Genomic DNA, 20,637 nt, shown 5'->3' on the forward strand with positions numbered 1-20,637 from the left:
GAAGTGTTTTGAAAGGGAAATTATAGTATTTTTCGTTTTTAAAATTCCACGACCCCAGTGATCGCAGGACATTTTTATATACTTTCTAATCTTTTAAAAAAACAACCTATTAAATTTAATAGGTTGTTGTTACTCGGGCTATGCTTGGAAGTAATTCATTACTTTTTGAACGTAATTTTGTGTTTCTTTATATGGTGGGATACCAGCGTATTTTTTTACGGCTCCCGGTCCTGCATTATATGCTGCTAGGGCCGTTTCAATATTTCCGTCAAATTGAGAGAGCATTTGGCTGATATATTTGGCTCCACCCATTATGTTTTGTTCAGGATCTAACGAATTAGTAACACCTAAATACTTAGCGGTACCTGGCATTAATTGCATTAGCCCTGAAGCTCCAGCAGAACTAGTAGCTGCGGGGTTAAAATTAGATTCTTGTTTAATGATGGATGAAATAAGTTTTTCTGGAACATTGTAAGTTGCTGCGGCTTTCTTAATAATTTCATCATAATCTGTCCTATTATTTGTAGGAGTCGATGAATAAGAAGAAAGGACATCTGCTAAACTACTCTGCCCAGAATATATATTAGATGGTACAAATACAGGGGAGTCACCACTATATAGTAAAGAAGTTAAATCTTCAGTTGACTGATCTCCTGTATTAGATTGTAGCACTTGTCCTAACATATCTGAGAACATGGATGAAGTGGAAGCGTTATTTTGTGAACTCTGCACACTTCCTAGTGATTGCATTGCATTTATCTCCATTAAAACTTTTAGGGATTGAATATCCAAAGGGATCAACCTTTCAACTTGTTGTTATATTTCACAAGGCGAGCAATTTTTTTGTCGGTGTGTCGAATGGGGATATTATGTGAATCTAACAAATCAAGAAACACTTTTTCTCCATATTTTACATCACTACTCTCATATTCTACCTCAAAATCCTCTGTTTGACTATAAATGGAATGATCTAAAAAAAGAATTCCATTTTCAAAAGGTACCTGGACACGATTTGTTTGCAGGGTTCCAATACATATTAATGGAGAATCAAGATTAAATTGCTCCAAAAAGGGAATAGAAGGAAAAGAGGTTTTGGTAATGATTGCATCTCTCTCTTGGTCAGATATATGTACTGTATTCTCTTCCATTACATGTTCTTCTAGCGGTCGTTTAAGTGTAAGCTCATTTTGGTTACTTAAAACACGCAAGCGAAAACCCATCCTATTGTCCTTAAAAAAGTTATCTTGCGTATCAAAATAATAATTTGTTTGTGAACGAAAGTCCTTATCGTCTACCTGAAAATACGATAAAAATAGCTCAAATTCTTGTTTTGTTAATAAATTTTTAAATTCTATTTCTTTTTCGGTTTGCATAATACACGACCTTTCCTATTATTTCTATTATATGCGCTTTTCAACTAGTTTCAATATGTTAAAATAGTGGAAGAATGGACAGAAAGGAACGATTATTTTGCCTATTACTTATAATGTGCATAGTGGTGTTCAATTAGAAAATGATATACGATTTACACTAGAGGTGTTTCCTAATAATCCTAATATAAAAGCGGCTGGTCAAATGATTACTGATTCGGATTCAAGTGCTTTTATCTACCTATTAGAAGATGAGACTGAGTATCATTATTTAAAGTTTGGTCAGGAAGTTTGGCCATTGCTCGTAAATACCTTAAAAGCAGTAGTAGATCCTTCGTTGCAAATCGGTGAAAAAGAGCTGACTCTATTTGGCTTTAAAGAAGAACTAACTATGCTTATTTTCAATATTGAAGGTAATGACAATTACGGTGCTGATTTTTCCCGAGCTGTGGAAGAAGCATTTAGCGAAATTTTAAAAGCATAGTACTTAGTTCAAGGGAAGTGGAGGTCAAGCTTATGGGGCAATGGGATCGCTTTTTAGAGCCGTACAAGCAGGCAGTTTCAGAGTTAAAAGTAAAATTAAAAGGAATGCGAGCTCAGTTTGAGAGAGATAATACAAATTCACCGATAGAATTTGTAACAGGTCGTGTTAAACCACTTGCTAGTATTTATGATAAATCATTAGAAAAAGGAATAGTATTTGAGCCTTCCGATACGTTGGCGCAGGAAATTCCAGATATTGCAGGCTTACGAATGATGTGTCAATTTGTAGATGATATAGAAACAGTCGTAAGTTTACTGCGTACTAGAAATGATATAAGAATTATTGAGGAGCGCGATTACATTTCTCACAAAAAGCAAAGTGGGTATAGATCCTACCATGTGATTATTGAATATCCTGTTCAAACAATTCATGGTGAGATAAATATTCTTGCTGAAATTCAAATACGAACATTAGCAATGAATTTTTGGGCATCCATCGAGCATTCCTTGAATTATAAGTATAAAGGAATCTTTCCAGAAGAAATAAAAAAGAGGCTTCAATATGCAGCTGAAGCGGCATTTCGATTAGATGAAGAAATGTCTTTAATTCGAGGAGAAATCCAAGAAGCACAAAAATACTTTAGTGAAAATAAGGAACTTTCTCATCCAAGTCTCCATGAAACCGATACGAAAGAGAGGTCACGTGAATGAAGTTTTTCATATTGTCTCGAAATGATGATTTATCCAATGAATTGATGGAAAGCGCTAAAACGTATCTAGTAGATTTTGGATTGGTAATAGATGAAGAAAATCCAGATATTGTCTTATCAATTGGTGGCGATGGCACATTACTACATGCCTTTCATAAGTACAAACATTTAACCACCTCTGTGGCGTTTGTGGGGCTACACACTGGGCATCTAGGTTTTTATGCGGACTGGAAACCAGAAGAAATTGAAAAGCTAGTTATTAGTATTGCAAAGAAAGAATTTGAAGTAATAGAATACCCATTACTTGAGGTGACGATTAATTATAGACATGGTGAAGATAGTTCAGTCTATTTGGCGTTAAATGAGTCGACTGTAAAATCCCCGGACGTTACTTTGGTAATGGATGTGGAGTTGAACGGAGATCATTTTGAACGTTTTAGAGGAGATGGATTATGTATGTCTACTCCATCGGGAAGTACAGCGTATAACAAAGCACTTGGAGGTGCCATTGTTCATCCTTCCCTAGAGGCAATTCAACTTGCTGAAATCGCATCTATTAATAACAGAGTGTTTCGTACCGTAGGTTCATCGCTTGTCTTGCCAAAACATCACTCATGTTTACTAAAACCTGTGAAAGGACCAGATTTCATGGTAACGGTGGATCATCTTCAGCTATTACATAAAGATGTCCTATCTATTAAGTATCGAGTAGCAGATGAAAAAGTACGCTTCGCTCGGTTTAGAGCATTTCCATTTTGGCACAGAGTACATTCCTCCTTTATTGATAGTGATTTGGAAATATGAAGGAAGAATTAATCCAATTAACATTTCGAATAGATGAACCGCAACAATTACTTCGAGATGCAATTCGCAAATATGGTATTTCAAAAAAAGCATTGACTAGTATTAAATACGAGGGTGGTAAAATTACCGTTAATGGAGTAGAGAAGACGGTAAGGCATAAATTAGATTCAGGTGATATGGTACAGATTACATTTCCACCAGAGAAAAAAAGTGACGGACTAATTCCACAGCAAGTACGGTTTCCTATTTTGATGGAGGATAATCATCTTCTCATTCTCACAAAGGCTGCTGGGATTAGTACAATTCCGTCTAGAGAGCATCCTATTGGTACAATGGCGAATTTTCTAGCTGGATATTTGGAGGAGAGTGGGTTATCCTCTACTGTACATATTGTAACTAGGCTGGATAAGGATACATCTGGTATCATTTGTGTCGCAAAGCATCGACATGCTCATCATTTATTAAGTGAAATGCAAAAGTCTGGACAAATCTCACGAACATATGAGGCAATTGTTCATGGCCATATTCAACAAGATGAATTTCTCATAGATGCTCCCATTGGTAGAAAGAATGGAAGCATTATTGAAAGAGTTATCGATTCTGAAGGTAAACAAGCCAAAACCTCTGTTCAAGTATTGTCCCGATTTGAAAATATTGGAGAAAAGCTTACGCATGTGCGATTACAGTTACATACTGGTCGGACACATCAGATTCGAGTGCATATGATGTCCATAGGTCATCCCTTACTAGGCGATGATTTATATGGTGGCAATCTAAGGTTAATAAATAGACAAGCGCTTCATGCGAGAGAACTGACCTTGGTTCATCCCTTTACAAAAGAGAAAGTTCATTTAATTGCTCCTTTCCCAGAAGACATGAAAGAGCTTATTCCCACTATTTCTTCCTAATTGATAGGAGGAATGGTGGGAATTCATATTTATAGGGTATTTGTTGATTATTTCCTAGGGAATATTTTTATTGCTTATTTAATGCTTACTCCATACAATAAGTAAGGACAAAGTGAAACATCGATTTGAGGGGATTCTTCATCCCTCACGGATTGTAAGGAGAACCATTCAGGCTTTTATGGGCAATTATCTTCAACTTATGCTTTTTTACTTGAGCCAATAAAGTGCCGATGTTGCCATAGGATGTGGGGAATTTATACTGCGAGACAAATGCTGAGAGGAGGGAGAAAGATGAAAGATGAAATGACTCAACAACCTTTAGAAGAATCCGTTTTAATTGATTTTTTATTAAATGATTCAATGGATAATTTTAGAGAAGAATTTATGCAACTTCATCCATATGATCAATCCATATTTTTTGAAAAGGTGGAGCCTGATTTAAGGAAGAAAATCTATCATTATCTTTCTCCTAAAGAAATAGCTGAGCTATTTGAAGCGACAAAGTTTGATGATGAACAATATGATCTATTTTTGCAGGAAATGGATATTACTTATGCTGCCGATATGCTTTCCTTTATGTATACAGATAATGCGGTAGATGTATTAAATGAATTAGGTAAAGATCAAGTTGCAAGTTATTTAAACATAATGGATAGAGAATCTGCACAAGAAATTAAGGATCTTCTACATTATGAAGAATATACAGCTGGTTCCATTATGACGACCGAATATGTAGCAATTCCTGAGAATTCAACATGTCGTTCCGCAATGACTATTTTACGTAGTGCTGCACCAGAAGCAGAGACAATCTATTATTTATTTGTAGTGGATGATGAACATAAACTATCTGGTGTAATTTCACTTCGTGATTTAATCATTGCAGATGAGGATACGCTCATAAAAGATGTAATGAATGATCGGGTAGTTAGCGTTTTAGTAAGTGTTGATCAAGAGGAAGTAGCTCGAATGATCAAAGACTATGATTTTCTAGCTGTTCCAGTAGTAGATTTTAAAAATCATTTACTTGGGATTGTTACGGTCGATGATATTTTAGATGTTTTAGAAGAAGAAGCATCAGATGATTATTCAAAACTTGCTGGGGTTTCTAACATGGATACCTTTGATAAGGGACCACTACAGGCTGCTAGAAAAAGATTGCCCTGGTTAATTATTTTATTGTTCCTTGGAATGTTTACTGCTAATTTAATGAGTATTTTTGAGCAAACTCTAGATAAAGTGGCATTACTTGCTGTCTTTATTCCATTAATCGCTGGTATGGCTGGTAATAGTGGTACGCAAGCACTAGCGGTCGCTGTTCGTGGTATCGCAACTGGTGATATTGAAGAACAAAGCAAGAGTAAATTACTCTTTAGAGAAGCGGGTACTGGTCTTATTACCGGTCTCATTTGTGGTTTACTAGTAGTCGGAGTAGTATATTTTTGGAAACATGATTTACTAATTGGCATATTGGTAGGTTCATCTATTTTTGGATCTATTTTTATCGCTACATTAGGAGGGTCTTTTATTCCTTTATTAATTCATCGTATGAAGATAGATCCAGCAGTTGCATCAGGACCATTTATCACAACGGTCAATGACGTAGTAAGTATCTTAATATACCTTGGACTGGCCACTTTATTTATCTCATCCTTGTAGTTTGTATCATATTTTTTAAAGTTGCATAAAGTAAAGGAAAAAGGATGTGCTAATGAACGCGTTTAATGATCCTTTAATCTTTATAAAAGGTCCTCCTGTCTTTCATCTACCACCAAAAGAAAGATTTGAAGCACCATATGAATTACTAGATGAAAGTACATCGATTTATGAAATACAAAAAAGTTACTCGACGAAGACACTAGCAATTATAGATAAATTGAACTTTTTAGCAAAACCGTTTCAACGAAAAGTTTACCGTCCATTAATATTTCATCTAAAGGATGGAGTATCGGTGCAGGGTGAGGTTGAGAAAGTTGAGGAAGATACAGTTATTTTACTTGTAGGTACAGGAGAATTATTGACGTATCCTGTAGAAGATATTGAAAGAATTGTATGGCGAGGAAGTATATTGAATTGAAATGTGAGCTATCCTATTATAGGATAGCTTTTTTTGTTGGAATTCTGTAAGTTTCTGGTGATTAATTCATTGTTTTTCTAGTGTTTTTTAAAAGGATGATGTTGACTTCTGTTTCAGGTAGAAACTTCCCACAGGCAGTCGCTAAACCTCCTTACCATGATTGTTCAAGTAAGCTGGGGATTAGTTTGACTTCGTTCGAGCAGGAGTTGCTGCCTTCCACTCCAATCAATAAAAAAACCGCTCGGGTTCGGCCCGAACGGAATAGACACTACAATGATGAAACGATCAGTCACATACACCTAAAAATACATCGGCGATACATTCAATTGCACAGAAACAATCCAAGTCTACTGTCACACAGCTACCAGTTGATCTGAAATTACGAACTTTGCAAAGCTTTCTTAAATCGATTTTTGTACCACAATCGTTCAATAGATCAACTTCTTGACGTTCTCTGTCAAGTGGCTCTAATACTCGTAAAGTAGCACAGCAACCATCAAAAATATCTTCTACACGGAAGAAAACAGAAATGCAATCACAATCAAATCTATCATTATCACGGAAAAATGCTTTAAATGGATCTCCGTCTTTTGTTAATAGCATAAATACTCGAGTGTCAGCTTGGCGTCGAGCAGCTGGGCTAACAAGGCCTCCAAGTGGTTCTAGAAAACAATTTGTTGGACATTGAGGGCAATCGTCATCTGTTGCTTGATCTTGAATGTCTTTAATAGCGCGGACAACATCACAAACACAATTTCTAGATCGCTTTTCGTCAGTAACATCACCTATATTTCCACAACCCATTAATTTCACCTCCTCTTCATCTCTTACTAACGTATGTGGGAAGTTCATCTTGATAAGGGCAAATATCTCGTAGCCCATTTACATATTTCAACAAGCCACGTGCATACTAACACGAAAAAGGAGTAAGTAAATCTTATGAAAAAAAGCGTAATTGTTTTTCTAATGGTTTTATTGTTGGGCGCATGTTCGAGCGAAAAAGAAAAAGTCTTATTTCCTACAGATAATTCCACTTCACTAAAACCGATCATGCAAAAACAGGATTCGATTCATGGGTATAAAGGTGTGATAAACGAGGAAGATATATTAGTGGCAATTTATATAAACCGTTTTGACCGTTTTAATAAAACGAAAATAGAAGAAAAAATAACAAAACAAATTGAAAAAAAATTCCCAGAAAAAAAAGTACTTGTCACTGGAGACCAAAAAATAATATGGGAAGTTGAATCCATCATTGATAAGAAGTTGAAGGAGGAGGACCTTAGAAAGTCGATTGAAAAAATAAAATCATTATCAAAGGAAGAGACATAATGGACCAAAAACAATTTCAAAAAATAGTAGATGAAAAAAATCCTAAAGTACCCTATTTTATGAACATACTAAAAGCATTTATTGTAGGGGGAATAATCTGTACTATTGGACAACTAATCACTTTTTTTTATATGCGATTTTTCCCTTTTACAGAAGGAACTGCTGCTAATCCAACGGTTGCTACTTTAGTATTTATCGCGATGGTTTTAACAGGAACTGGATTGTATAAAAAGATTGCTCAGATTGGAGGGGCTGGATCAGCAGTACCAGTTACAGGATTTGGAAATGCAGTTATCTCAGCCGCTATAGAACATAAATCAGAAGGTTATGTGTTGGGTGTTGGAGGCAATATGTTCAAGCTTGCAGGCTCTGTTATATTATTCGGTGTGCTCTCTGCATTTGTCGTTGCACTTATTAAAACAATATTGGTGAATATAGGTGTAGTTTCATGGTAAATACGTTTGGTACTCTCCAGTTTACAGCCAAAATCTGCATAGCCAATACGGGAATAGTTGTGGGACCAGTTGAAAAGGATAGTACTTATGCTGACTCCTTTGATGAGGTTCTTTCATTAGAGACGGAGAAAGATGAAACGAATGAGCAGGCACATTCTAGAATGATTGAAAAAGCATGTCATTGGGCAGCTAAAAAAAGTCATACCCAGGTAGATAAGGTAGATGTTTTGATAGGAGGCGATCTTATCAATCAACTATCACCGACAAATTTTGCAGCACGAAATTTGGCCATTCCATTCCTTGGTGTTTTTTCTGCATGTGCCAGCTCAATGGAATCGGTTATTCTCGGCTGTCTTTTGTTGGAGTCAGGAAATGCGCGGACAGTACTTGCTGGTGCTTCTAGTCATCATCAAGCAGTGGAGCGACAGTTTAGATATCCACTTGAGTATGGTACTCAAAAACCTAAAACATCCCAATGGACTGTAACAGGAGCAGGTTTTTCGCTATTAGAAAAAGATATAAAAAATGTTCCAGTTGTGACACATGCAACAATTGGCAGAGTTGTTGACAGTTATCAGACAAACCCATTACATATGGGTGCTGCAATGGCATCTGCTGCTAGAGATACAATTGAGCGGCATTTAACTAATACGAACAGTAAGATAGCAGACTTCGATGTCATTATGACAGGCGATTTAGGGAATATAGGAATTTTGATATTGAAAGAAATGTTTCAGGATGAGAATACTGGGGTCGTGCTTCAAGACGCGGGAGCTCAGTTCTATGGAAAGGATAAGTTTTTCAATGCAGGTGGCAGTGGAGCTGGATGCTCGGCAACAGTGTTCTTTGGTCAAGTATACGAACAGTTAAAAAAAGGTTTTTATAAAAGAGTTTTACTAGTAGCAACAGGGGCACTTTTGTCTCCATTAACATTTCAGCAAGGGGAAACAATCCCTTGTATTGCACATGCCATTGAATGCCGCATGGAAAAGAGGGGTTAGGATGATTTCTTCATTAGTAACCGCATTTGTAGTTGGCGGATTAATATGTGTCATTGGACAAATTTTCATGGATGTATTTAAACTAACACCTGCACATACATTAAGTACATTAGTTGTGCTAGGTTCTATTTTAGATGGTTTTGGTCTATATGAGCCGTTGATTGACTTTGCTGGGGCTGGAGCTACTGTTCCAATAACTTCCTTTGGTAACTCATTGACACACGGAGCATTAGCAGAAGCAGAGAAGCATGGTTTAATTGGTGTTTTAACTGGAATGTTTGAAGTCACAAGCTCTGGTATTAGTGCTGCAATATTGTTTGGCGTAATTGGTGCATTCATTTTTCAAAAACGGAAAACAAGGTACTAGTTGAATCGCCCTTTTTTCCAATCTCCTCTTGCATACTATAAGTTGAAGAGGAGAGGAGGGAAAGAGTATGTATGGTTACTGTGGCGGAGGTTATCCAGGATATCAAGGAGGATATGAGAACGGAGGTAACAAGAGTTCTACATTTGTACTAATCGTAGTATTATTTATATTATTAATCATTGTTGGTAGAAGCTTTCTCCCTTATTAATAAAAAATAAAGATGTGAGGGGGAAAAACTATGCAAAATTCATTTTTTAAATCAATTGAAAATAAAACTGGTGTATCAATGGATGAACTATTTACGCTTGCTAATGCCATCTCATATGCTGATTTTACAGATGAAAAACAGGTCCGTAAAATTGTCCGTAAAGTTGGCAAGCTAGCAAATAAGCCTGTTTCTCAACAATTAGAAGATGAGCTAACTCGTTCTATTATACAAAGTGGAAGTTCTTTAAGTTTAAAAGATATTGAAAAATTATTATAAAATATATTTAGTTTATTAGGTTTATATAAGAAGAGGATGGGGTAATAGTAAGTAAAGACAATAAAGTGGAGGTGGAGTTAATGGGATACATTCTTCCAATGCAACCGATTCAATCACAGGTTTATGCAAATCGTATGATATCAAATGATTATAATTTTGCTTATATAGATGATGTACAAAACGTAAAATTTAAATCAGATTTTGAGGATCATTTAGAAAAGCAAGAACAACTTCTTGAAGAAGAAGAGGAACAGCAGTTATCGGAACTAGAAAGACCATCAATCCAACCTTTATTTAAAGGCTTTATTCATCCGAATCCAGTAAACCTATCTCCTATAATTGCTGAAATAAGTGGCAAAGGAAACAGTGTTAACTTATATGTTTAGTTCATAGTATCAGAAAATCGCTTATCGGCTCTATTCCGATAAGCGATTTTTCTTTCTCCCGCCATTTTTGTCCCTAAAAGATGGTGATATACTAGAGCATTAAATAAAGGTCCAGCTATATCCATGATGGACATTAGCTAGACCTTTTTTACTGTGTAAAACTTTGTATATATCTTATTTATTATTGCAATGTTTCATCTGGATGTTAATTTATCAAACATTTGAGTGAAGTTAATCTTTACTACTACACATCATGTGAGGAAAATCATTAACCTCTAATGTTGAGAAGAAAAATTATCTCAATCATTTGTCCGAAGTGCATTCAAAATAGAAAAAGTTTACTATTTTTTATGTCCTTTTTTCTTTTCTTTCGAGTCTTTCTTATGTTCAGAATCTTTTTCATTTAACTCATTGGATTCTGATTTATCATGTTTTTTCTTTTTATCATTACGATCTTCCTCATTACTTTCAGAATCATTGGAGTCCTTTTCTTTTCTTTCCTTTTTTCCTTTTTCGTCTGTATTACTAACATCTTTTTTCTCTGAATCCTTAGAGTCCTTTTTGTCCTTTTTTTCTTTACTTTCTGTATTACTATCTTCTTTTTTTTCTATATCCTTAGAACTTTTTTTATCCTTATCTTCTTTTTTCTGGTCTTTTTCTTTTCTATTCTTAGAACCTTCGTTTTGTTCTTCTGACTCGCTTACATCACTATCAGTATGTTCTTTTGATGTATCTTCGGATTTATGATGAGGCATTATTTTCTTTTTATGTTCTTTCAAAATGAATCACTACTTTCTATAATTTAATGTCACTATTACAGAGTATGTGGAATAGTACAGTTTTGTTCGGGAACTAATCTATTTTAGTGCTTGTATAATTATCGGTAGATGGGCATTTAACCAATACACTATTATCCCAGGATACATATAGATACTAGGATACTAAAAAAGGAGGTTATAAAGGTGAATAAAAAAATGATACAGTCTCTAGTAGATAAAGTAATTAAAGTAGATAGAGGAGGTCCGGAATCGCGGGTTGGTAAACTTTTGTCAACAGCGGATGATCACTTTACTTTACTAACAGAAAACGATGGCATTATTTATTATAATACTCAGCATATTAAAAGCTTGACTTATAATTCAAAGAACAAGGTAGAATTCAATCTGGATATACCTAAGGATTTTGAGTATATACAAGCAGATGATTTTAAAGGTGTTTTGGATTGTTTAACACTACAGTGGGTAAAAATTAACCGTGGTGGACCTGAAACGTTAGAAGGGGTTATGGACGTAGTTACAGATGATTTTGTAACCATTGTGGCGAACGAAGAAATAATTCGAGTTGCTTTATTTCATATTCGTAATATCAGTTATGGAGTAAAGCTTGAAAAAACTAAAGAAGATAAAGGTAAAAATGACAAAGAAGATAATATAAGCGATTCAAAAGATCAAGAAGAATAAAAAATAAAGTTTATTAATAATAGAGGGTACATTCGTCGCTTTTTATATTTAAAAGCGGCGAATATTCTAAAAGGGAGGGGACCTCCAAATGCAGAGAAAAAAATTCGAAAATGTATTATATTCAAATGAAAACAGGAATATAGGGTTGTTTCTAACAAAAAATCAATTTGTTGAAGGTATCTTATTAGATATTCAAAATAATCATATTGTTTTGGAAGTGGAAAGAAGTATTGTTTATATCGAAATTCACCAAATACAAGCACTTTCTAAGAGCACTAAAGATTTACGCATAGCAAAGGAATCCAGTCCACATTTAGTTAGAAATGATTTGATAGATGTGCTAATTGCATTAAGATACCACTGGGTTACTATAAATAAATTTAGTAATCCTACTCTTGTTGGTGTATTAAGCAGTATTTTCGAGGATTATATTATTCTAATCAATAACAAAGAGTTACTTTATATACCTATTTCACATGTTACGGATATTTCTTGCAATATATCTAAAAGTGACTATTATTTTTTAAACAAAAGGGAACAGCTTAATATCCAAAAATTATATAGAATGGGTACTAGCAAAGAATCTACTCAATTGAAAGAATTAGAATGTAGAAACTTAGATCAAGCAGCAGCGGATGCCAATATTTTAGTTACTGAAGAGAAGTTAGCCACAATACATTGTGGTATTCAAATGGAAGTAATGGAACCTAAAAATACGTATGCAATAGAAGAAAATGCAATTTCTTCTCAATTGGAAGAGTCGCTAAAAAGTAAAAGCTTGAATCTAGAGGCAGCGGCTCCAAATATTTTAGTTAAAGAAGAGAAATTATCCACAATAGATGCTGGTGTTCATACAGAAGTAACGAAATCGATGAATACCGATATGTTCGAGGAAAATGCGTTTTCTCCTCAAATGGAAGAGACGCTGGAAAGCATAACTTTGGATCTAGTAGAAGCGTCTGCCAATATATTTGTTAATGACGTGGAAGTGGCGTCGTTAGATAATCCAAAGGAAGTTACTGAACATATTAATACGTATCCAATGGAAGGAAACGCATCTTCTCAATTAGAAGAGACACTAGAAAGTATAGGCTTTGATTTAGGGGTAGCGGAAGTCAATGTATTAGTAAGTGACCAAGAAGCAGCAACAATAGATATCCCTCAGGAAGTAACTGAATCGATAAATACCGATACATTAGAAGAAAATTCGATTTCTCCTCAATTAGAAGATTTAATAATAGAAGAACAAAAAAATGTGTTTTCCGACGAACAATTAAATCTTCCCCAAAATCCTTTGAAATTGAAGAGGAAAGATGTACTTCTAACAGCTTGGAGTACTATGAACAACGATCAATCCACAGTTGCACTACCAAAGAAAACTTATTCGAAAAAGAAACTTGAAACACCTATAGAAAATACTATGATTATTAACCGTGATACGGGGCTAAATAAACAACCATCACTTTCAAATCAGATAAACAATACGGATCGCCAGGACAAACTGAATGTCCTAGATAAAGAATCGGAGACATCAGAAAAAAAAAAAACAGTATTAAATGTAAATGTGCTGAGTAAAGAAGAGGTAAATGAAATGCTGGAGCAGCAATACTTTGCTTTAATGAATTACGTTGCAGTACAAATTTCAAATGGAATAAATTCTAAACAAGAAGATAACAAATTCTATTTTCACCCAAGAGCAGAAGACAGAGTATATGGTCCAGAAAAAATTAGACGGAGTGAAGTGGTAAGTGGTTATCCATTTTATGATTCCAAATCAGACACAACTGCATTGGAAAAACAGTATATATCATTATTGAGCCATGCAACAAAAATGTACCGGAAATTAAGGAACTAGTATTTTTTGGACGTATAAATGCTAAAAGGAGTTGTGACCTTGAATAAAACTATTCAAAGTCTGATCAAGAAATTTGTTCAAATTGAGGTTTCAGGAAAAAAGATACTAAAGGGTACTCTCATCGATGTGGGAACAGACTTATTGGTTATTTTTAACGGAACAGATTATATATATATTCCTATTAATCATATCCAATGCTTTTGTGTTATTCAGAAAAATGAATTTGATACGGTTCTAACTACGGAGTCGTATAGTATAAAATCTGGAGAAAATAACGCGAATTTATCCTTAGAAGTAACGCTAAAACAAGCCGAAGGGAAGAACTCAGAAATTTATTTAACAGATGATCAGCCACTACATGGTTGTATTATTCGGATAATGAAAGACTATTTTGAGTTTTATTCACCCGTCTATAAAACTATGTATATATCTATAAATCACTTAAAGTGGCTAATTCCTTATACTACAAATGAAGCCCCTTATGGGTTAAACAACAACTACTCCAAACTTTCAGCTAATGGAACTCATGTCAATACCTTTAAAACTAGAATAGAACAGTTTATAGATAAGATGATAGTGTTCAATATTGGTGGAAGTAAGAGTCATATAGGAAAAATTAAAAATGTAGAAGAACAAGTTATTGAGTTAGAAAAAGCAAGAGCAACTAAGGATTATCTAAATATTGATCATATAAAAACTATCCACGAAGTATAAGGAAGATAATAACTAAATCTTTCATTATAAAGGGTAAAAAAAAAAACTAAATTAGAAGCATGAAATGTTTCATGCTTCTTGAAGTTGGGACTAAATAGATTTTGTTTATTTATTAATGAGAGTAGTGAATTAGATAGAATATTTTTAAGAATATGGACATACTACTCGTTTCTCTAAGTGGAAAGGGAATATACATACAAGGAAGCGGACAATCTTAACAAGGAGAGGAAATGGTATATGTATGAGTTTGCAAATTGGAATCGCCATTTTGGTGTTCCTATCTACTATGTTGGTCATTTTTATAAGACCTAGAGAAGTAAATGAAGCTTGGCCAGCTACAATTGGTGCCGTGATTATATTATTAGTTGGAATTGTGTCACTAGAAGATGCTTTAGATATAATCAACAAAATTGGAGGGGCCGCCATTACTATAATATCGACAGTTGTTATGGCTGTCATATTAGAAAGCTTCGGTTTTTTCAACTGGGTAGCTACTCGAATTGTAAGTTTATCAAAAGGTTCGGGTTATCGATTATATTGGTATATACAGTTATTATGCTTTGGGATGACACTACTGTTTAATAACGACGGTAGTATTTTAATAACTACTCCCATTTTAATACTACTACTTAAGAACATGAGACTAAAGACTCCTCAACAAATCCCCTATTTAATCAGTGGAGCATTAATTGCTACTGCCTCCAGCGCACCTATAGGAGTAAGTAATCTAGTTAACCTAATAGCTTTAGAGATTGTGAATATGTCTTTATGGATGCATACTTTAATGATGTTTGTCCCTGCAACTTTAGGATTATTATTTATGTCATATTTAATGTTTATTCTAGTGAAGGAAAAGCTGCCAGTAACCCTACCAAACTCTCTCATTAATATTGAAGAATCCTTTTTCTCTAAAAGCTTCCATCCTTTGAAAGCAAGTATTTCCTTAGAAACAAAACAAAAGCGTACTAAGTTTATGTTGAAGATCCTATTCTTTGTATTAGTTGTACGAGGGATGCTATTTGTAGCATCTTATGTAAACATTCCCATTGAAATTGTAGCAGTAATTAGTTCGCTCATTCTTCTAATTTGGAGAGGGTACTATTTAAAATCTAATCCGATAGATATTTTGAAAAAGACGCCATGGCATATATTAATTTTTGCATTTTCTATGTATGTAATTATTTTTGGTCTTCACAACGTAGGACTAACTGCATTATTAGTTCAATGGTGTGAACCGATAGTTCAGCAAGGGTTATTTCAAGCAAGTTTAATTATGGGGGGATTAGTGTCTGTACTCTCTAACCTTTTTAACAATCATCCTGCATTGATGATAGGGACGATAACATTAACAGAGATGGGCTTAGACCCAATCACATTAAAAACAATCTATCTTGCTAATATTATTGGAAGTGACATGGGTTCACTGTTGTTACCAATTGGAACACTCGCATCCCTTATCTGGATGGATATTTTAAGAAAGAATAAAATTAAAATTACATGGAAAGATTATTTAAGTATTACGATAAAAGTTATTCCGATATCAACAATTGTAACGCTAACCCTTTTGTATTTTTGGGTACAATTCGTTTTTAATTAACTATAATAAATATTAATAATAAAGAAGCTATGAGCTAGCAGGAATTTTTCAATACCGAAATTCCTGCTTTTTTAACTTTAATTATTCTTCATTAAAACAAAAAGAATCCAGCATAAAAAATCTTATCCCCAACTAGAAGATTAAAAATATTGGATTGTTAAGATTAATTTAATGTGGATACGTATATAGTTTAATGCATTCTTCAGCTAATAATAGATCAGTATAATAAACGTCAGTTAAGTCCAAGTACAGCAGTTTCAAGAGTTTTAAAACAGCTTGACAAGTATTCGTATTACATTCGTTCTTAGTATATATATGAATTTAAAGTAAGGAATGACACTAAAATACATCATATTGAATAAAATCATAACGAAAAATTACTATTACAAAAATGTGCGCAACGTCGATATTGAGCATAAATAGTAAAAGCATTTCTTTTCATTTTGGTTTACTTCATTTTTTCTTCTTATCAAAATCAAAAAGAGGGTATGACGTTAGTCACAACCCTCCGAAAAATCACTACATTAAATTAGTTTCTCCATAGCTCGGTGAGGAATGCCAGCCTCTAAAAATTCAGGTGAAGTAATTGTATAATTTCTTTTTTCATAAAAAAGAATAGCCTGACTTTGCGCATTTAGTTTTAACTTGGTAATTTCGGCGGTAATAGAGTAGTCCTCCATGCATTGCATCATTAGATTTCCTAACTTTCTACCACGATAATTAGGAAGAATACAGACGCGTTCGACTTTTCCTATGCCTGGCTCAATTTCTCTTATTCGACCTGCACCAAAAGGGATGTCACCATCGTATGCTACAAAATGCACAGCATCCGCATCATATTCATCGAGTTCAAGGTGAAGTGGGACATCCTGTTCCTCTACGAAAACTTTTCTTCTAATTTTAACTGCATCTTCATATTCTTTTTCAGTTTCAACTTTCTTTGCGTACACCAATACTTACTCAGCTCCAGATAATCTAAATGTTTCGTAAACTGTCCATGATCCATCTTCTAGTTGGTATAAAAGATGAAGACGGTCAATTTCTTCTTCAAATTCCGCCCCAATCATTTTTAACTGAGGAAGAATATCATCATGTTCACTTGCACTCAATTTTTGAGCAATTGTAATATGAGGAACAAACGAATAACTCTCCTCATCATTATATTGAATTGCATTTAAATCATTATGAAGTTTAACTAGTTCAGCTGTTGGCTGCACATTAAAGTATATTGCATTGGTAACAGGGGCAAATGAACTAACCTTCTCTGTTTTTAATGTAAATGGTTTATGACTTTTTACAACTTCTGAAACCTTTTCAGCAATTGACTTTATCTCATTTTCGTCTGCTTCAAATACTCCTTTAACTGTCATATGTGGAGTGATTAGAGCATAGTGAGGGTCATAACGCTTTCTATAGGAGTTGGCGAAGTCCTGTACCTTTTTAGATGGAAAAGCAACAATCCCGTATTTCATTTTCATTACCTCCTCGAATTTTTACATAAAACACATTACTATTATAACAAATATTTTTCTATAGGCTAAAATTTTGCAACAGTGATCTTTTAATATCTGGTTGCCATAGCTTCCAGGTATGGTCTCCTCTTAATTCGTCATAAAAGGTCAAAAATCCTTTATTTTTTATTAAATTGTGTAACTCTCTATTTGGAGTGATGAAATCCGTCAATAAACCGTCACCTGTTTTCACCGCTTTTTCTTCGGTTCCAATCACATGGTAAAGAGAAAATGCATGAACGTCCTCGTGTTTTTTCACTTTATCTAGAACTTCTTCATTTACTAATGGGGAGTGCATTATTACTTTCCCAAACGTATTTGGATAGGCTAAAGCTGTCATAAGCGAAACAGTCGCAGCTAAGGAGTCTCCAATAAGTGATCTTCCCATACCAACCTGATAAGTAGGATATTTTTCATCTATATAAGGGACTAATTCTTGTGCTAAAAATCGTATATATGCGGCATGCTGAGAACCGTCTGGATGATATTTGTCCCTACGATCTTTTACGTTTTTATAAGGCACTCCAACAATGATTAAGTTCTCAATTGCCTCTTCTTCATATAATTCATCTGCAATTCGAGAAATTCTACCTAACTGAAAATAGTCTTTTCCATCGGACGCGATGAGAACAGAATATTTATAAAGGGGTGAAAAGTTTGCTGGCAAATAAATAAGTAGTTGCATTTCTTCCTGTAAAGACTCGCTAAAAAGTGTAATATCTTGTATAGTACCCTTATTCATAAGTTCCTCCTAAGTCATTCATGTTGTAGTACAGAAATTGTATCATATACTAGCAAAGAGGTATAATAAACGAAATGATGAAACAACAAAGGGGATAATAAAATGGATAGACAGACGTCTAGAGTTCATTCACGTGAAGTGGAGCAGGCTACAAAAGACGCGTTAAAAAGACGTGGAGTTACAATTGAAGAAATTGCAAAAATTGTATACGAAATGCAGTTTCCATACAACAAAGGGCTTACTATGGAGCATTGTGTAGAATCCGTAAAAAGCGTGCTGAAAAAAAGAGAAATGCAACATGCTATATTAGTTGGTATTGAACTTGACGAGTTAGCAGAGAAAAAGATGTTATCTGCACCATTGCAACAAATAGTTGAAGCGGATGAAGGTTTGTTTGGGGTAGACGAAACAATTGCGCTTGGAGCAGTATTTACTTACGGAAGTATTGCAGTAACTACGTTTGGTCATTTAGATAAAAATAAAATTGGACTTATTTCAAAATTAGATACAAAAATTGGCGGAGCTGTTCACACATTTCTAGATGACTTAGTAGCAAGCATAGCTTCAAGTGCAGCTTCACGATTAGCACATCGTACAAGAGATTTAGAAGAGGAAAATGAAACTTTTGCAGATATTCCACCAGAAGAAACAGTACCAGAAGCTAAAGTAAAAGGTGCTAGAACCTAAAACTGTGCAGCCTCTTAAGAGGCTGCACAGTTTGTTTTTTACTCCCCAGACTTTTTAAACCCGGCTTTTATAGCTTCCTGCTCGGTACAGAACCATTCTTCAGGATTTGTTTTTACATAATATTTACCGCTAGGTATATGATAAATTTTTTTGCCTTGTCGATTAATATTACCCTTGATGTTACATTTTCTAGATGTTTCAATTTCTTGCTCAGTGGTGTTACTAGTGATTACAGAAGCATCGAAACCTCGATCAGTCACGTAATCTTTTCTCTCCCATATTCCAGTATTTTTTTCTTTAGTTATTTCGGAAGCTTCCTCGAAATTATTTAAATACTTAGTGTTCGGCGAGAAAATGTAAGCCACACGTGCTAGCCCCTCTTCTAGTAACTTTTCTTGAATGCTTTCACCATCAACATAAATATACGCAAGCAATCTGCCGTAGTCGTCTATTCGATTTCCTACATCAAACTCAATTGTCACATCTCCACTACTTAATAATTTCTTGTTCCGTTGTGTTGCTTCTTCACCAAATGGTTGTTTTTTTAATGGGTCATGGTTTGTTTCTGGAGTGTCTATTAACAAGTATCGTACTTTTTCTGTGTTTCCATTATACTTAACTTTAATAGTATCACCGTCAATAACCTCAACAACTTCTACTGGAATTTGTTCAGTACTCCCTATAGTTTGGTTGACTCCATTAGTGGAATTTTCATCATAGCCATACAGTGAGCCAAAAAGAAGTCCTATACATAAAATAGACTTTTTCATTGATATCACCCATAGCAGTTTATCATCTAATCGGAAAGGGGTTAAACTTATGACACAAACCTTGGAATTAGCATTCAAATATAGTATGGAGGATGTATTAAGTAGACTAGCTTTAGATCCATTAAACTGCGTTGATCTCTCCAAACAAACAGTCAAAATCCCGATAGATGAAACAATAATAACAATTCAAAGTATCGGAACATTGCATGAACCAAAATTTATGATAAACGGTTTAGAGACAGATGAACAATATGAACGGGTCCTGTCCATATTTCATTTCAATAGAAGTCTAGAGCGTATTCACGAGCACTTTTTAGGAACGAATTTACATTCGTTATTTTTAAAATTTGAGGGCACTCCAATTATTACTGACTTTTCGTTGTATGGGAATATTATTAAAAGTATAATTCATCAACAACTAAATCTTTCTTTTGCAAAAACATTGACAGAGCGATTTGTACATACATTTGGTAGTAGTAAAGAGGGTATCTGGTTGTATCCAGCTCCTGAGATTATTGCCAATCTTGAGGTTTCGACGTTACGCGAAATGCAATTTAGTACAAGAAAGGCTGAGTATGTGATTGGGATATCTAAAGCCATTGCTGAGGGTAATTTGAACCTAGAAGCACTTGTATCTCAATCAGACGATTTCATCCTCTCAGAACTGATAAAATACAGAGGAATTGGTCCTTGGACTGCGGAAAGTTTTTTGTTATTTGGTCTAGGAAGAGAGAATTTATTTCCTTTAGCAGATGTAGGGCTCCAAAATTCACTTAAGCAACTATGGAATTTAGACAGAAAGCCTATGAAAAGTGAAATAGCACCTCACTTAGATTCTTGGTCACCTTATAATAGCTATGCTGCCTTATATCTTTGGAGAAATATAGAATGAAAAATCAGCTTTTCCTTTTATCATATGAAGGGAAA

Annotated in this window: 27 protein-coding genes; 19 read left to right on the top strand and 8 right to left on the bottom strand. The window is 34.5% G+C overall.

What is annotated here, in order from left to right; genetic code table 11:
* Positions 1 to 138: 138 nt before the first annotated feature.
* Positions 139 to 792, bottom strand: a complete 654-nt coding sequence (locus ACQCPR_RS05260; protein WP_427138415.1) for a lytic transglycosylase domain-containing protein — start codon at positions 790 to 792, stop codon at positions 139 to 141.
* Between the two features lie 5 nt (positions 793 to 797).
* Positions 798 to 1,373, bottom strand: coding sequence for a CYTH domain-containing protein (locus tag ACQCPR_RS05265; protein ID WP_090563180.1), 576 nt, complete (start codon positions 1,371 to 1,373; stop codon positions 798 to 800).
* A 97-nt stretch (positions 1,374 to 1,470) separates the two neighbouring features.
* On the opposite strand from ACQCPR_RS05265, the gene ACQCPR_RS05270 reads away from it, so the two are divergent.
* From ACQCPR_RS05270 to ACQCPR_RS05295, 6 genes are all read left to right on the top strand, one after another.
* Positions 1,471 to 1,854 (top strand): hypothetical protein, encoded by a 384-nt coding sequence (locus tag ACQCPR_RS05270; RefSeq protein ID WP_427138416.1) that lies wholly within the window; start codon positions 1,471 to 1,473, stop codon positions 1,852 to 1,854.
* A gap of 32 nt (positions 1,855 to 1,886) precedes the next feature.
* A complete protein-coding gene (locus tag ACQCPR_RS05275; RefSeq protein ID WP_093494299.1) occupies positions 1,887 to 2,564 on the top strand; it encodes a GTP pyrophosphokinase in 678 nt (225 codons plus the stop codon).
* Positions 2,561 to 3,367, top strand: coding sequence for an NAD kinase (locus ACQCPR_RS05280; RefSeq protein WP_090563176.1), 807 nt, complete (start codon positions 2,561 to 2,563; stop codon positions 3,365 to 3,367). Before ACQCPR_RS05275 ends, ACQCPR_RS05280 begins: the two co-directional genes overlap by 4 nt.
* Positions 3,364 to 4,275: an RluA family pseudouridine synthase gene (locus ACQCPR_RS05285; RefSeq protein WP_427138417.1), complete on the top strand. Its 912-nt coding sequence runs from the start codon at positions 3,364 to 3,366 to the stop codon at positions 4,273 to 4,275. The genes ACQCPR_RS05280 and ACQCPR_RS05285 overlap by 4 nt, the downstream gene beginning before the upstream one ends.
* Positions 4,276 to 4,578: 303 nt before the next feature.
* The gene (gene mgtE / locus ACQCPR_RS05290; RefSeq protein WP_427138911.1) at positions 4,579 to 5,931 is read left to right on the top strand and encodes a magnesium transporter; all 1,353 of its coding nucleotides are present in this window, start codon (positions 4,579 to 4,581) and stop codon (positions 5,929 to 5,931) included.
* Positions 5,932 to 5,983: 52 nt separating this feature from the next.
* Positions 5,984 to 6,349 carry a hypothetical protein gene (locus ACQCPR_RS05295; RefSeq protein WP_427138418.1) on the top strand — a complete coding sequence of 122 codons (366 nt, stop codon included), beginning with the start codon at positions 5,984 to 5,986 and terminating at the stop codon, positions 6,347 to 6,349.
* A 285-nt stretch (positions 6,350 to 6,634) separates the two neighbouring features.
* On the opposite strand, the gene ACQCPR_RS05300 is transcribed toward ACQCPR_RS05295, so the two are convergent.
* Positions 6,635 to 7,153, bottom strand: coding sequence for a CotY/CotZ family spore coat protein (locus ACQCPR_RS05300; protein ID WP_090563164.1), 519 nt, complete (start codon positions 7,151 to 7,153; stop codon positions 6,635 to 6,637).
* 135 nt (positions 7,154 to 7,288) lie between these two features.
* On the opposite strand from ACQCPR_RS05300, the gene ACQCPR_RS05305 reads away from it, so the two are divergent.
* From ACQCPR_RS05305 to ACQCPR_RS05335, 7 genes are all read left to right on the top strand, one after another.
* Positions 7,289 to 7,681, top strand: coding sequence for a hypothetical protein (locus ACQCPR_RS05305; protein WP_090563162.1), 393 nt, complete (start codon positions 7,289 to 7,291; stop codon positions 7,679 to 7,681).
* On the top strand, positions 7,681 to 8,136 hold the full coding sequence (gene spoVAC / locus ACQCPR_RS05310; protein WP_090563160.1) for a stage V sporulation protein AC: 456 nt from the start codon (positions 7,681 to 7,683) through the stop codon (positions 8,134 to 8,136). The genes ACQCPR_RS05305 and spoVAC overlap by 1 nt, the downstream gene beginning before the upstream one ends.
* The gene (locus ACQCPR_RS05315) at positions 8,130 to 9,137 is read left to right on the top strand and encodes a stage V sporulation protein AD (RefSeq protein ID WP_427138419.1); all 1,008 of its coding nucleotides are present in this window, start codon (positions 8,130 to 8,132) and stop codon (positions 9,135 to 9,137) included. The genes spoVAC and ACQCPR_RS05315 overlap by 7 nt, the downstream gene beginning before the upstream one ends.
* Before the next feature lies 1 nt (position 9,138).
* Entirely contained in the window at positions 9,139 to 9,504 is a 366-nt protein-coding gene (gene spoVAE, locus ACQCPR_RS05320) for a stage V sporulation protein AE (RefSeq protein ID WP_090563156.1), read from the top strand.
* A 67-nt stretch (positions 9,505 to 9,571) separates the two neighbouring features.
* Complete coding sequence (locus tag ACQCPR_RS05325) at positions 9,572 to 9,712, top strand: YjcZ family sporulation protein (protein WP_090563154.1); 141 nt, start codon at positions 9,572 to 9,574, stop codon at positions 9,710 to 9,712.
* A 30-nt stretch (positions 9,713 to 9,742) separates the two neighbouring features.
* Positions 9,743 to 9,988 carry a stage VI sporulation protein F gene (locus ACQCPR_RS05330; protein ID WP_090563152.1) on the top strand — a complete coding sequence of 82 codons (246 nt, stop codon included), beginning with the start codon at positions 9,743 to 9,745 and terminating at the stop codon, positions 9,986 to 9,988.
* Positions 9,989 to 10,068: 80 nt separating this feature from the next.
* Positions 10,069 to 10,374, top strand: coding sequence for a hypothetical protein (locus ACQCPR_RS05335; protein ID WP_090563150.1), 306 nt, complete (start codon positions 10,069 to 10,071; stop codon positions 10,372 to 10,374).
* Positions 10,375 to 10,715: 341 nt separating this feature from the next.
* Here ACQCPR_RS05335 and ACQCPR_RS05340 read toward each other — a convergent pair whose 3' ends face one another.
* A complete protein-coding gene (locus ACQCPR_RS05340; protein WP_427138420.1) occupies positions 10,716 to 11,153 on the bottom strand; it encodes a hypothetical protein in 438 nt (145 codons plus the stop codon).
* 183 nt (positions 11,154 to 11,336) lie between these two features.
* Here ACQCPR_RS05340 and ACQCPR_RS05345 point away from each other — a divergent pair, with 183 nt between their 5' ends.
* The 4 genes from ACQCPR_RS05345 to ACQCPR_RS05360 all read left to right on the top strand — a co-directional run bounded on the left by ACQCPR_RS05345 (position 11,337) and on the right by ACQCPR_RS05360 (position 16,000).
* A complete protein-coding gene (locus tag ACQCPR_RS05345; RefSeq protein ID WP_427138421.1) occupies positions 11,337 to 11,834 on the top strand; it encodes a hypothetical protein in 498 nt (165 codons plus the stop codon).
* A gap of 88 nt (positions 11,835 to 11,922) precedes the next feature.
* Positions 11,923 to 13,689 (top strand): hypothetical protein, encoded by a 1,767-nt coding sequence (locus ACQCPR_RS05350; RefSeq protein WP_427138422.1) that lies wholly within the window; start codon positions 11,923 to 11,925, stop codon positions 13,687 to 13,689.
* Between the two features lie 39 nt (positions 13,690 to 13,728).
* Positions 13,729 to 14,403 (top strand): DUF6897 domain-containing protein, encoded by a 675-nt coding sequence (locus ACQCPR_RS05355; protein ID WP_427138423.1) that lies wholly within the window; start codon positions 13,729 to 13,731, stop codon positions 14,401 to 14,403.
* 241 nt (positions 14,404 to 14,644) lie between these two features.
* The gene (locus tag ACQCPR_RS05360; protein ID WP_427138424.1) at positions 14,645 to 16,000 is read left to right on the top strand and encodes an arsenic transporter; all 1,356 of its coding nucleotides are present in this window, start codon (positions 14,645 to 14,647) and stop codon (positions 15,998 to 16,000) included.
* 524 nt (positions 16,001 to 16,524) lie between these two features.
* Here the strand turns inward: ACQCPR_RS05360 and ACQCPR_RS05365 are convergent.
* Genes ACQCPR_RS05365 through ACQCPR_RS05375 form a run of 3 tightly spaced genes read right to left on the bottom strand, consistent with a single transcriptional unit; the run spans position 16,525 to position 18,253 of the window.
* Positions 16,525 to 16,953: a GNAT family N-acetyltransferase gene (locus ACQCPR_RS05365; protein ID WP_427138425.1), complete on the bottom strand. Its 429-nt coding sequence runs from the start codon at positions 16,951 to 16,953 to the stop codon at positions 16,525 to 16,527.
* Between the two features lie 3 nt (positions 16,954 to 16,956).
* On the bottom strand, positions 16,957 to 17,472 hold the full coding sequence (locus ACQCPR_RS05370; RefSeq protein ID WP_427138426.1) for a YjcG family protein: 516 nt from the start codon (positions 17,470 to 17,472) through the stop codon (positions 16,957 to 16,959).
* A gap of 58 nt (positions 17,473 to 17,530) precedes the next feature.
* Positions 17,531 to 18,253 carry an alpha/beta hydrolase gene (locus ACQCPR_RS05375; RefSeq protein WP_427138427.1) on the bottom strand — a complete coding sequence of 241 codons (723 nt, stop codon included), beginning with the start codon at positions 18,251 to 18,253 and terminating at the stop codon, positions 17,531 to 17,533.
* Between the two features lie 102 nt (positions 18,254 to 18,355).
* Here ACQCPR_RS05375 and ACQCPR_RS05380 point away from each other — a divergent pair, with 102 nt between their 5' ends.
* Positions 18,356 to 18,940: a phosphatidylglycerophosphatase A family protein gene (locus ACQCPR_RS05380; RefSeq protein ID WP_090563132.1), complete on the top strand. Its 585-nt coding sequence runs from the start codon at positions 18,356 to 18,358 to the stop codon at positions 18,938 to 18,940.
* Between the two features lie 38 nt (positions 18,941 to 18,978).
* Here the strand turns inward: ACQCPR_RS05380 and ACQCPR_RS05385 are convergent, their stop codons facing one another.
* Entirely contained in the window at positions 18,979 to 19,710 is a 732-nt protein-coding gene (locus ACQCPR_RS05385) for a thermonuclease family protein (protein WP_427138428.1), read from the bottom strand.
* A 49-nt stretch (positions 19,711 to 19,759) separates the two neighbouring features.
* Here ACQCPR_RS05385 and ACQCPR_RS05390 point away from each other — a divergent pair, with 49 nt between their 5' ends.
* Complete coding sequence (locus tag ACQCPR_RS05390; protein WP_427138429.1) at positions 19,760 to 20,602, top strand: DNA-3-methyladenine glycosylase family protein; 843 nt, start codon at positions 19,760 to 19,762, stop codon at positions 20,600 to 20,602.
* Positions 20,603 to 20,637: the final 35 nt, after the last annotated feature.

The organism is Psychrobacillus psychrodurans (genome assembly GCF_050209195.1).
Taxonomy (GTDB): Bacteria; Bacillota; Bacilli; order Bacillales_A; family Planococcaceae; genus Psychrobacillus; species Psychrobacillus psychrodurans.